Raw genomic sequence first — 12581 nt, 5'->3', positions numbered from 1 at the left:
ATCCGCTGAATCTAGATCATCATTGTGCCAAATGCGCTCTATCGCGGCATCGTTGGTGGTGACGCGGCCCGAGCCTGTGATTAGAACATCTCAAAGAAGAAACTCGGGGAGGACGGGATGGGCAATCCTTACGAACAGGATCTCGACAAGAACGCGGCCAACCACCAGCCGCTGACGCCGCTCACCTATCTGGAGCGCGCGGCAAAGACCTATCCCGACCATGTCGCCATCATCCATGGCCGCCAGCGCATCGACTATCGCACCTTCTGGCGCCGGTCGTTGAAGCTTGGCTCGGCCCTTCAGAAGCGCGGCATCGGCAAGGGCGACACCGTCACCGTCATGCTGTCCAACACGCCGCCGATGCTGGAAGCGCATTTCGGCGTGCCGATGACCAGGGCGGTGCTGCACTCACTCAACACCCGCCTCGATGCCGCCGTCATCGCCTTCCAGCTCGATCATGCCGAGAGCAAGATACTGATCGTCGATCGCGAGTTCTCCAGCGTCGTCAAGCAGGCCCTGGAACTGGCCAAGGTCAAGCCGCTGGTCATCGACTATGACGATCCCGACTACGCCGCCGACGCGCCGTATCCGAAGGGCGAGCGCATAGGCACATCAGACTACGAGGATTTCATCGCAAGCGGCGACGAGGACTTCGCCTGGTCGATGCCCGACGATGAGTGGGACGCCATTTCGCTTAACTACACCTCCGGCACCACTGGCAATCCGAAGGGCGTCGTCTACCACCACCGGGGTGCTGCCCTCATGGCCTACACCAACACCATCCATGCCGGCATGGCCAAGCACGCCGTCTATCTTTGGACGCTGCCGATGTTCCACTGCAATGGCTGGTGCTTTCCATGGACGCTCGCCGTCCAGGCCGGCACCCATGTCTGCCTGCGCTGGGTGCGGCCGAAGCCGATCTACGATGCGATTGCCGACCACGGCGTCACCCATCTGTGCGGCGCGCCGGTCGTCATGTCGGTGCTGATCAATGCGAAGGACGAGGACAAGCGCGAATTCGCGCAGACCGTCACCTTCAACACCGCGGCTGCCCCGCCACCGGAGGCCGTGTTGTCGGGCATGGCCGATGCCGGCTTTGCCGTCACCCATCTCTACGGATTGACCGAAACCTATGGCCCGGCGGTCGTCAACGAATGGCACGGCGCCTGGGACAATCTCGAAAAGGGCGAGCGCAGTGTCAAGAAGGCGCGGCAGGGTGTGCGCTATGCAGCGCTCGAAGGCCTGACCGTCATGGATCCCCAGACGATGCGGACGACGCCGGCGGATGGCGAGACCATCGGCGAGGTGATGTTCCGCGGCAACATCGTCATGAAGGGCTATCTCAAGAACCGCAAGGCGAGCGACGAAGCCTTTGCCGGCGGCTGGTTCCACTCCGGCGATCTCGGAGTCATGCATGCCGACGGCTATATCCAGCTCAAGGACCGTTCCAAGGACATCATCATCTCGGGCGGCGAGAACATCTCCTCGATCGAGGTCGAGGATGCGCTCTACAAGCACCCCTCTGTTGCCTCTTGCGGCGTCGTCGCCAGGGCTGATGACAAATGGGGCGAGGTGCCGGTCGCCTATGTCGAGTTGAAGCCCGGCAAGGCGGCGACCGAGGCCGAGATCATCGAGCACTGCCGCGCACTGCTTGCCCGCTTCAAGGTGCCGAAGGCGGTGATCTTCGCCGAAATCCCCAAGACCTCGACCGGCAAGATCCAGAAGTTCCGGCTGCGGGAAATGGCCAAGGTCGCCTGACGTCTCGGGCAGCCCTCTCGCGAAATTATTTTCAATGGTCCGAATCCTCGGGCCGCCTGGTGACGTCTGTTGGATGTCACCAGCTGTCACCAATCGTACGCGTATATCGATTTCGCGTTGACAGGTCGGCCATTTCGATTTACGAATGACGAAAATTGAAATTCGTCAGTCGTAAACAAAGAGAGCCATGTCCGAAGCCGCCAACATAGTCGCCGCCGACGTCGCCCGACAGGAGAATGTGACGCGCATTCTCGACTGCGCCGAGCGCCTGTTCCGGCACTACGGTTACGGCAAGACCAATGTCGCCGACATCGCCCGTGAACTCGGCATGTCGCCGGCCAATATCTACCGCTTCTTCGCCACCAAGGTCGAAATCCACCAGGCCGTCTGCGGCAGGATGCTCGGTGCCAGCTACAAGATGGCCTACGAGATCTGCCACCTGCCGATCAGCGCCGAGGAGCGGCTTCGGCGCTACGTGCATGCGCAGTACAAGATGACGATGGAGGTCATGCTCGACGAGCAGAAGGTCCATGAAATGGTGATCGTCGCGCTCGAACGCGATTGGGGCGTCATCGACAAGCACGTCGACAGCATCCACGATCTGTTCGCGGAGGTCATCCGCGATGGCATCGAGGCCGGTGAGTTCAGGGAGCAGGATCCGGTGATCGCCTCGCGCTGCTTCGGCGCCGCCACAGTCATCCTGTGCCATCCGCAGATGGTGGCGCAGTGTCTGGCCAAGACCAATCGGGCGATGCCCGACGACCTCATCGACTATGCAGTCAAGGCCTTGAAATAGCGCCGCACTCTGGTGCCGGTGTCGACCATTCATCTCCCAGTCGGAGTAGCAAGATGTCTTTGTCCCGTTCCATCCTTCGCAAGCTGCCGGTCGCCGGCCTGATCGTGGCGACGCTCGGGCTTGCCGGCTGCTCGCAGGAGAAAGCCGAGGTCAAGGACATCATCCGCCCGGTCAAGGTCGTCGAGATCGCCCAGGCGCATGACACCCGCACGCTCTCCTACTCCGGTTCGGTGCGGGCCCGCACCGAAAGCGCCCTGGCGTTCCGGGTCAACGGCAAGATCACGGAGCGCCTTGTCGACATCGGCCAGCATGTGGCTTCAGGCGATGTGCTCGCCCGCATCGATCCCATCGATTACGACCTTTCGGTTAAAAGCGCTCAGGCAGCGCTTGATGCCGCCGAGCGGCAGGTCGAGACGGTCGAGCTTGCCCGCAAGCGTGCAGAGCAGCTTTTTGCCAAGAATTTTGCACCGAAATCGCAGCTCGAACAGGCGACGCTGAGCTATGACCAGGCGGTCGCCACCCGCGATTCCGCTCGCTCGTCGCTCGACCAGGCCAAGAACCAGGCCGGCTACACCGACCTCAAGGCCGACAGGGACGGCATCGTCACCGCCGTCAGCGCCGATGTCGGCCAGGTGGTTGGCTCCGGCACGCCGGTTGTCACCGTCGCGGTCGACGGCGAAAAGGAAGTGCTGATCGCGGTTCCGGAAATGGAAATCGCTGAGTTCAAGCCGGGCAAGGTCGTAAAGGCGGGCTTCTGGTCCGACGACGCACTCGCGCTCGAGGGCAAGGTCCGCGAAGTCGCCGGCAGCGCCGATCCGCAGTCGCGCACCTTTGCCGTCCGCGTCAGCCTGCCCAACGATCCGCGCGTGCTGCTCGGCATGACAGCCAGCATCGAAGCATCGGCGGCCAATGAGCGGCAGCTCGTTTCGATCCCGCTGAGCGCGCTGGCCAAGCAAGACAGCCAGTCGATCGTCTGGACCGTCGATCGCGGCGCCGACACCGTCCACGCCCGACCGGTCAAGGTCGCCAAGTTCGCCGCCGATGGCGTGCGGGTCGCCGACGGATTGAAGGCCGGCGATGTCGTGGTCGCTGCCGGCACGCAGTTCATGACCGAGAACCTGAAGGTGAAACTCACCGGCGATACCGTGCAATCCGCATCTGCGGGAGACAGCGACACCAAACAGGTGCGCTGACGACAGACACCGGCTGCGCGTTCCTGCAGCCGCTGGTTTCCGGGCGGCAAACGCTCGAACCGAGGCGCTCGATTGATGTGACCCCCCGCGCATCGATTTTCGCGTCCCCAACCGCGATGAGTGTTCTCCGCTCGGAGAGCCTTGCCGCCCGGAAGCCGCCACCGAACCTCGATCTTGTTGCGCTAGCTAGATGGACCTGCATCGATGACCAATTCCACGGACGAGAAGCGGCCCTTCAACCTGTCGCGCTGGGCAATCGGCCATCCCTCCATTGCCCGGTTCCTGTTCGGCCTGATCATCATTGCCGGTGCGCTCGGCCTGATGCGCATGGGCCAGAAGGAAGATCCCGATTTCACCTTCCGCGTGATGGTCGTCCAGGCGATCTGGCCCGGCTCCTCGATCCAGGAGATGGAAGACCAGGTCGTCAACAAGATCGAACGCAAGCTGCAGGAAACGCCGCACCTCGATTTCGTGCGCTCGTTCACGCGCGCCGGCAGCGCCATCATCACGGTCCAGATCAAGGGCGACACCAACGCCGCCGAGGTGGCGGACGCCTTCTATCAGGTGCGCAAGAAGGTCGGCGATATTGCTGGCGACCTGCCGCAAGGCCTGCTCGGACCGTATTTCAACGATGAATTCGGTGACACCTTCATCACGCTGCATTCGATCAGCGGCGATGGCTTCAGCTATCCCGAGCTGAAGAAGTTCGCCATCCAGGCGCGCGACATGCTTTTGACCACGCCCGGCGTCGAGAAGGCCGTCATCATCGGCGACCAGCCGGAAAAGCTCTATATCGACATCTCCTCCAAGGCGCTCTCCGAACGCGGCCTGACGCTGACCGATCTGCAGAACGCGATCAAGGGACAGAACAATGTCGACCCGGCCGGCTCCGTCGATACCGGCACCAACTCGGTGCGCATTTCGGTCGAGGGCGACGTCAGCAAGGTCGAGGATATCCGCAACCTGCGCGTGCGCGCCGGCGGCCAGGTCACCCGGCTCGGCGACATCGCCACGGTGACGTCCGGGCTGGAAGATCCTTTCCAGCGCAAATACCGCTTCAACGGTCATGACAGCGTGCAGCTTGGCGTCGTCATGGCCAAGGGCTTCAAGGTCACCGATGTCGGCAAGGAGGTCGAGGCAACCTACAAGCGCTTTGAAGAGGCGCTGCCCTATGGCGTTTCGGTCGACCAGATCTCTGACCAGCCGGGCGTCGTCACCGATGCGGTTGCCGAATTCATGCACGCGCTCGGCGAAGCGCTGCTGATCGTGCTCGTCGTCTCGTTCCTGTCGATCGGCTGGCGTTCCGGCCTGGTCATCGCCATCGCGATTCCACTGGTGCTGGCCGCCACTTTCGCCATCATGTACGAACTCGGCATCGACCTGCAGCGCATCTCGCTCGGCGCGCTGATCATCGCGCTCGGCCTGCTCGTCGACGACGCCATGATCGTCGTCGAGATGATGGAGCGCAAGCTGGAGGAGGGGCTGGTCAAGATCGAGGCGGCGAGCTTCGCCTATTCCTCGACCGCCTTCCCGATGCTGACCGGCACGCTCATCACCACCGCCGGCTTCATCCCGGTCGGCTTCGCCGCCTCGACGGCCGGCGAATATGTGCGCACGCTGTTTTATGTCGTCGGCATCGCGTTGATCGTCTCGTGGTTCGTCGCGGTCTATTTCACGCCGTGGCTCGGCTACATGATCCTCAAGCAGCGCAAGCATGCCGGCAGCCACCATGATGTCTTCGACACGCGCTTTTATCGCCGGCTGCGCTCGACCGTCGGCTGGGCCGTGCGCCACCGCGTCATCGTGCTTGTCATGACCCTGGTAACCTTCGGCACCAGCCTGTGGGCGTTCCAGTTCATCCCGCAGAACTTCTTCCCACAATCGTCGCGGCCGGAAATCCTCGTCGATCTCTGGCTGCCGGAGGGCACCAGCATCAAGGAAGTCGAGGTGCAGGCCAAGGCGCTTGAAGCCAAGATGATGGACGACAAGGACAAGCGTTTCATCGCCACCTATATCGGCGAAGGCGCGCCGCGCTTCTTCCTGCCGCTCGACCAGCAGTTGAGCAATCCGAACTTCGCCCAGCTTCTGGTGATGGCCAATGACGAGCCGGCCCGCGAACGGCTGATCGTCAAGCTGCGCACCGTCCTGGCCGAGGACTTCCCGTCGATCCGCGCCAAGGTCGACCGCCTGTTCCTCGGCCCGCCGACCGGCTGGCCGGTGCAGATGCGTGTCATGGGCCCGGACCGCCAGGAGGTGCGCCGCATCGCCGACCAGGTGAAGGCCAAGTTCCGCGAAGATCCGCTGCTTGGCGCCGTCCATGACGATTGGCTCGAACCGGTGCCGGCGATGAAGCTGGTCATCGACCAGGATCGCGCCCGTGCGCTTGGCGTGACCTCGCAGCGCATCCGCCAGATGCTGCAGGCGACCATGTCCGGCGCGCCGCTCGACGACTTCCGCGACGGCGAGGAGACGGTCTCCATCGTCGCCCGCGAGCCGGATGCCAGCCGCAGCCTGCTGTCTTCGGTCGACTCCGTCTATATCCCGACCGATTTCGGCGGCTTCGTGCCGCTGTCGCAGGTCGCCAAGGTGGTGCCGGTGCTGGAGCAAGGCATCGAATGGCGGCGTAACCGCTTGCCGACCATCAGCGTGCGGGCAACGCTGCCCGACGGCGTGCAGTCCAACGACGTCGTCACCAAGTTGTACAAGGACATGCAGGGTCTGCGCGATGGGCTGGCACCTGGCTACAAGATCGAGATCCAGGGCGGTGCCGAGGATTCGGCCGAAAGCCAGGCTTCGATCGCCGCCAAGGCGCCGATCATGCTGGCCATCATCGTCGTGCTCCTGATGATCCAGCTGCAGAATTTCGGCAAGGCGATGCTGGTGCTGGCGACCGGCCCGCTCGGCATCATCGGTGCTGCCGCGGCCCTTCTGATCAGCGGCGCGCCGTTCGGCTTCGTCGCCATCCTCGGCGTCATCGCGCTGCTCGGCATCATCATGCGCAACTCGATCATTCTGGTCGACCAGATCGACCAGGACATAGCGGCGGGCATGGAGCGATCCGAAGCGATCATCGGCTCGGCCGTGCGCCGTTTCCGGCCGATCACGCTGACCGCCTTGACGGCGGTGCTGGCGCTGATCCCGATCTCGCGGGCCGTGTTCTGGGGGCCGCTCGCCTACGCGATGATGGGCGGCATCCTGGTTGCCACCGTGCTGACAATCCTGGTACTGCCGGCGGGCTACGCCCTGTTCTTCGGCCGCGAGCCCAAGAAGCACGGGGTGGAGGGGCGGATCGACGATCTGGACCTGATCCCGGAAGCCGAGAAGCCACAACTGGCGCTGGCCGCCGAATAGATCGACTACGCCAGCCGAAAAGGATCGGGCGCGCCGAAGCGCGCCCGATCCTTTTCATTTCCGAGGTCAGATGACGAAATACCAGTTGGCGAGCAGCATCACCACCACGCCCGCGACCAGTGTCAGGTAGGGCAGCATGCCCGCCTTCTTGACCGCCAGATCGGACGAACTCATGCCGAGGTCGGCCAGCATATGGTCGGGGAACTTGCCGCCGTCCTGGATGTAGTGGCGGAAACAGAACACCGGGATGATAAAGGCCGCGGTGATTAGTCCGGCCCACAGTGCCATCGGGTTCCAGACCTTGGCGCCGGCGCCCATGAAGATCGCGTTGACATAGGCGAAGATGGCGCCGACCCCGAGCAGCCAGCTCGGCGCCTTCCATGGCCGCGCGATATGGCCGTTGTCGATGCGATGGATCCAGCCGGCGTTGAGGTTGAGGAAGTTGAAGATGATGTAGCCGCAGTTTGACACGGCGAGGATGAAGAAGAAGCTCGTCGCGTCGGCCGAGGCGATGGCCAGCACGATCAGGTTGAAGCAAAGGTCGGTCCACATGGCCCGCGTCGGTGCGCCATGCTCGTTGACGTGGCTGAGATAGCGCGGCAGCCAGCCGTCGACCGAGCCCTGGTAGAGCGTGCGCGAAGAACCCGCCATCGCCGTCATGATGCACAGCACCAGAGCCAGGATCATCAGCATCACCAGCAGGCTGTGGATCAGCGCTCCGCCACCGACCATCCCGGCCAGCGCATCGGCGACACCGGAGCCGTCGACGATCGGCGTGGCCAGCATGCCGTTCAAGCCGAGCACGCCCTGGAAGGTGAACGGCACCAGGATGAACAGCAGCATGCAGAGCAGGCCGGAATAGAAGATGGCCTTGAACGTGTCGGTGCCGGGGTTCTTGAATTCGGAGGTGTAGCAGACGGCGGTCTCGAAACCGTAGGTCGACCAGGCGGCGATGAACATGCCGCCGAGCACGAGCGTCCAGCCGGCGATGTTCCAGGCGCCGGGCTCCGGCGCGTAGGCGGCCGCCAGCGGCACCAGCGGCGAAAAATTCGCCCAGTTGATCTGGCCAGTGAAAATCGGCACGACGCCGACGATCAGCATCGGGATGATGACCAGCAGGCCGATATATTTCTGCACATTGGCGGTGCCCAGAATGCCGCGATGCTGGATCGAGAAGATGATCAGCATCAGCACCGCGCCGATGAAGAAGGTGGCATTGAAGGTGAAGGAGACCGGGCCCAGCGTGTGGCTGTACAGCGTCCAGTTGCGGATCGCCGGCGTCGCGGCAGCGGTCACCGCCGTGATCGCATCGGCGGCGCTGGTGCCGGCATGGGCCGCGATATAGGCGACGACATCGGGCGAGGTTTCCGTGAACAACGGCACTGGCGCCAGCGCGTTGAGGATATAGGCGGCGGCGATCGAGCAGCCGAGCGACAGCACCGGCGACCAGGCGAACCAGTTGCACCACACCGACAGCGGCGCGATGAACTTGGAATAGCGCAGCCAGGCGGTGGCGCCATAGATCGAGGCGCCGCCCGACTTGTTCGGGAACAGGCCGGCGATCTCGGCATAGGTGAAGGATTGCAGGAAGCCCATGATCATGGAGGCGATCCAGATCGCGAAAGCCAGCGTGCCGGTCGTGCCGGCAATGCCGCCGATCGAAAACAGGACAAGGGCAGGGACTCCGCTGGCCACCCAGAAGGCGCCGCGCCAGTCGATATTCCGGTGCAGCTTGCTCTCGGCAAGCGGCTCCATCGTAGTGCTTATCGTGCTCATGTGTTTGGGTTCCCCTTTTTGATATTCCCCGTCCGTGACGGCCGCGACTTCGCGCGGCTTCGTCATCGACGCACGCTTTGGGCGGCTGCCGGTGTTTCCACTCAGTCGCATTTTTTTCTTAGCAGTGAAGATTGATCCGGCGCGCTTGCACGTCAAGCGTTTTGTGAAACCATGCACAAAACGCTTGCGAAACATGTCAGCTTCGCACTGCTGTGGGCGGGATTGTTCGAAAGAAGGACCAGGGGCCTGAAATGAAAAACCCGCCTGAGGCGGGTCGCGGCGCAAACCAGCACCATCCCCAAATCGACAGCACAACTGCCGGCACTTGTCGATCGGGTAGTGTCTCTCAGTTTGAAATGACGACGACTAGTCGCCATTTCCAAGCAGGGATCGCACGTAGCGCGAACGTCGACCATTCCAACCGCAAAGCTTGCAGCGAGTTCCGTCGAACTCGTGGTGGCAGTTTTCATATCCATAGATAACGTGAGCGCACTCGGGACAAAGAAATGCCATTGCGGAGGACGAAGCACGATAATTGCTGCGGCACTCGTCGCAGCGCTTCCACTCCCCATCGCTAGCTTCCTGCGTCGGCATTAGCGTTGACCATTCCCTTTTTGTAAGGGCCGCGCTTGCCTGGCTTCGCGCAACTGCGTCCACTTTCTCGCAAAGGTCTTCCGTCGACCAGAGCGTCTTAGACACGCCGACGTCCGGGAATGTCTCAGTTTGAATTTTCCCCTAGCTTTCTCAAGAACCAGCTGGCTGCGATCACTGTCCCGAATCCCAATGCGGCTACGACGGCAGCGAAAGACGTCATGCCAATCGTCATGTAGGCGAATGCTCCAATCGCAAAGCCGAGTGTTCTAACCCAATTGGGCAACGATTGGCCTAGGTGATTTTCAAGGATGATTTCACAGCCGAATAAAACGCCAAATTGAAAGACAAACAGCCAGAATAGAACTGCAAAGAACCCAAAGTTTCTCGCAAAATAAAGTCGTTCAAGGCCATACGGGATGGCGACTGCTACAAAAGACAAGATCAGAAAAAACATCTAACTGAATTAGCATGACGAAACAATATGTCCAATGCCGCCCTATTCTCCAAGACGCCTTTTGCAAGGGCCGCGTCTCGGCTTCCTTCAACTGACCCACAACCCCCAACCACGGCGATCGCTCAGACTGCCCGGCGCAGCTTTCAATGTCTTGTGAGTGAAGCGCGGTCAGGAGCGCGGTTTGGTCTTCTGCGGATCGTAATGGGCAAAGGCGACGACCCGCGCCGGCAGCCGTTTGGCGTGGCCGTCGAGCTTGCCGATCTCGACCTCGGTGCCGATCGCAGCGTGGGTGACGTCGAGCCGCGCCAGCGCGATATTCTTGTTCAGCACCGGCGAGCGCATGCCTGACGTGACCACGCCGATCTGGGCGCGGCCGACATGCACGCAATCGCCATGGCCGACATCGACATTGGCGTCGATGTCGAGGCCGACCAGTTTTGTCTGCGGGTTTTCCTTGCGCCGGATCAACGCCTCGCGGCCGATGAAGTCGTCGGTCTTGCTCTTCAGCGGCACGGTGAAGCCGATGCCGGCCTCGAACGGGTCGGTCTGGTCCGAAAACTCGTAGCCGGCGAAGATCAGCCCGGCCTCGATGCGCACCATGTCGAGCGCCTGCAGCCCCATCGGCTTCAGCCCGTGCGGCTGGCCGGCCTCCCAGATGGCGTCGAACACTTTTTCGGCGTCACGCGGATGGCACCAGATCTCGTAGCCGAGCTCGCCGGTGTAGCCGGTGCGCGAGACGACGACCGGGATGCCGTTGCCCCCACCGATGCGGGCGACGGCGAAACGGAACCATTCGAGCTCGTCGATCGACGGCTGCAGCGGTGAGGTCCAGATAACCTCCCTCAGGATGTCGCGGCTTTTCGGGCCCTGCACGGCGATATTGTGCATCTGGTCGGTCGACGAGCGGACCAGGACGTTGAGGCCGAGCTTTTTCGCCGTTTCGCGCAGCCATTCGCCGGACAGATCGTCGCCGCCGACCCAGCGGAAATTGTCCCTCCCGAGCCGCAGCAGCGTGCCGTCATCGATCATGCCGCCATGCTCGTAGCACATGGCGGAATAGACGACCTGGCCGACGCCAAGCTTCTTGACGTCGCGGGTCAGCGTGTATTGCAGCAGCGCCTCCGAGTCCGGCCCGGTGACCTCGAACTTGCGCAGCGGCGACAGGTCCATGATGACCGCGGCCTGCCGGCAGGCCCAGTATTCGTCGATGGGCCCTTGCCTGGCGAAGGAATTGGCCAGCCAGTAGCCCCTGTACTCGACGAAGTTGCGGGTGTGCTTGGCAAAGCTCGAATGAAAGGAGGTCTCGCGGGTCATTTTCGGTTCCGAATCAGGCGTCATGCGTCTGGCGATCGCTCGCGAAAATTTGTGCTGGCCGGAATAGGTGCGCACATGGATGTCGGTCAGGTTCCAGCCATTGGCCGGCGTCGTGTCGTCGGGGCAGGCCGAGGAAACGCAGACGATGTCGGTCAGCGCCTTGAGCAGCACATAGTCGCCCGGCCGCGACCACGGCTCGTCCGACACCATGACGCCATGCGCGTCGATCGCCGTATTGAAGAAGAAGTTGATCGCCATCCAGCCGGCACGTGGCGTGACGCCCTTGTCCGACAGCGCGCGATTGAAATTCTCCGAGCAGTTGGTGTGGCCGGGATAGCCGATGTCGTCGTAATATTTGGCCGCGCAGGCGAGCGCGAAGGCGTCATGCCGGCCGCACGTGTCCTGCACGACCTCGACCAGCGGCTCCATGTCCTGGTCGTAGTATTTCGAATGCAGGCCGGGCATCGGATAGCTCGCGCCCATCAGCGTGCGGGTCGTCGTCACGTCGAGCGGATGGTCGCGACCCTTATCCAGCTTGCGTGCCGAAAAGCACTGGAAGTCGGTGCATTGGCGCCCGTCGACGTCGATGATCTGCAGATAGTCGCCGGCCTTGACGAAGTAGGATTCCGCCGTCGCCGAGTTGACGCGCAGGTCGAGCACCGGATCGGCGAGCGGGTCGGCCAATTGCGACTTCGCCGCCGGACGGATCGTGGCGCGTCGGACGATGACGCTGAGCGGCGTCGCCGTGTCGTGGCCATCGACAAGCATCGGCCCACCGGGCGCGGCGATGACCATCGCGCCGTCGCGCACGATATTGAAACCCTGCTCGGTGCCGGCCGGCGTGGTGCCACCGAAAACACGCACTGCCTTGGCCTGATCCAACTGCACCTGCCGCCGCGCAAGCCCGCGCCGCAATGCGCCCAGACTGTCGTCACCCTCGGCCAAAAGCGCCTTGATGCCGGCAGCATTGCTGTTCGACGTTTCGCCAAAAATGCCGGGGTCGGTCACGCCGCTCCTGTCCCACGCCAGCAGCTCGCAGGCCTGGCCGCCTTCGACATTGCGCACGGTCAGTGTATCGCCGGCTTCGACTTCGATGAGAACGGCGCCGTTGCCCTGGATGGTATAGCGCTCCATGCCCGGCGGCAGCGCGATCTGGCCGGGCCTCAGGATGAGGCTCGGCCGTGGTGGTCCGGCAGCAACGGCAGGGTAGGGCGACTGGCTCATCTCAGCCTTGCGTTTCGAGACATCGGTTCGAGAAACAAGTTTGCCTGTACGTGAAATTATTTTAGCAGGAAGAATAGGCGGCAAGGCCGGATTTGGCAAGCGAACGTGGCCCTTCTTGTCT

Annotated in this window: 7 protein-coding genes; 4 read left to right on the top strand and 3 right to left on the bottom strand. The window is 62.6% G+C overall.

Annotated features, from left to right (window positions below):
• Positions 1-117 precede the first annotated feature (117 nt).
• From AC1D08_RS06465 to AC1D08_RS06450, 4 genes are all read left to right on the top strand, one after another.
• Positions 118-1758: an acyl-CoA synthetase gene (locus tag AC1D08_RS06465; protein ID WP_477422775.1), complete on the top strand. Its 1641-nt coding sequence runs from the start codon at positions 118-120 to the stop codon at positions 1756-1758.
• Positions 1759-1945: 187 nt separating this feature from the next.
• Positions 1946-2554, top strand: coding sequence for a TetR/AcrR family transcriptional regulator (locus tag AC1D08_RS06460; protein ID WP_457150321.1), 609 nt, complete (start codon positions 1946-1948; stop codon positions 2552-2554).
• A gap of 53 nt (positions 2555-2607) precedes the next feature.
• Positions 2608-3747 (top strand): efflux RND transporter periplasmic adaptor subunit, encoded by a 1140-nt coding sequence (locus AC1D08_RS06455; protein WP_457150322.1) that lies wholly within the window; start codon positions 2608-2610, stop codon positions 3745-3747.
• Positions 3748-3951: 204 nt separating this feature from the next.
• Positions 3952-7098, top strand: a complete 3147-nt coding sequence (locus tag AC1D08_RS06450) for an efflux RND transporter permease subunit (protein ID WP_477422773.1) — start codon at positions 3952-3954, stop codon at positions 7096-7098.
• A gap of 66 nt (positions 7099-7164) precedes the next feature.
• Here the strand turns inward: AC1D08_RS06450 and AC1D08_RS06445 are convergent, their stop codons facing one another.
• From AC1D08_RS06445 to AC1D08_RS06435, 3 genes are all read right to left on the bottom strand, one after another.
• Positions 7165-8874, bottom strand: coding sequence for an APC family permease (locus tag AC1D08_RS06445; protein ID WP_457150324.1), 1710 nt, complete (start codon positions 8872-8874; stop codon positions 7165-7167).
• A 718-nt stretch (positions 8875-9592) separates the two neighbouring features.
• Positions 9593-9922 (bottom strand): hypothetical protein, encoded by a 330-nt coding sequence (locus AC1D08_RS06440; RefSeq protein WP_457150325.1) that lies wholly within the window; start codon positions 9920-9922, stop codon positions 9593-9595.
• Between the two features lie 168 nt (positions 9923-10090).
• A complete protein-coding gene (locus tag AC1D08_RS06435) occupies positions 10091-12460 on the bottom strand; it encodes a DUF1989 domain-containing protein (protein WP_457150326.1) in 2370 nt (789 codons plus the stop codon).
• Positions 12461-12581 lie beyond the last annotated feature (121 nt).

Source organism: Mesorhizobium sp. P2_E6 (genome assembly GCF_056403835.1).
Note: the sequence above shows the minus strand (reverse complement) of the source record. Positions and strands in the feature narration are given on the sequence as shown.

What these genes read in the sequence shown, in the direction of transcription:
- AC1D08_RS06465 (WP_477422775.1), top strand. Translation starts at nt 118, where the DNA reads ATGGGCAATCCTTACGAACAGGATCTCGACAAGAACGCGGCCAACCAC.
- AC1D08_RS06460 (WP_457150321.1), top strand. Translation starts at nt 1,946, where the DNA reads ATGTCCGAAGCCGCCAACATAGTCGCCGCCGACGTCGCCCGACAGGAG.
- AC1D08_RS06455 (WP_457150322.1), top strand. Translation starts at nt 2,608, where the DNA reads ATGTCTTTGTCCCGTTCCATCCTTCGCAAGCTGCCGGTCGCCGGCCTG.
- AC1D08_RS06450 (WP_477422773.1), top strand. Translation starts at nt 3,952, where the DNA reads ATGACCAATTCCACGGACGAGAAGCGGCCCTTCAACCTGTCGCGCTGG.
- AC1D08_RS06445 (WP_457150324.1), bottom strand. Translation starts at nt 8,874, where the DNA reads ATGAGCACGATAAGCACTACGATGGAGCCGCTTGCCGAGAGCAAGCTG.
- AC1D08_RS06440 (WP_457150325.1), bottom strand. Translation starts at nt 9,922, where the DNA reads ATGTTTTTTCTGATCTTGTCTTTTGTAGCAGTCGCCATCCCGTATGGC.
- AC1D08_RS06435 (WP_457150326.1), bottom strand. Translation starts at nt 12,460, where the DNA reads ATGAGCCAGTCGCCCTACCCTGCCGTTGCTGCCGGACCACCACGGCCG.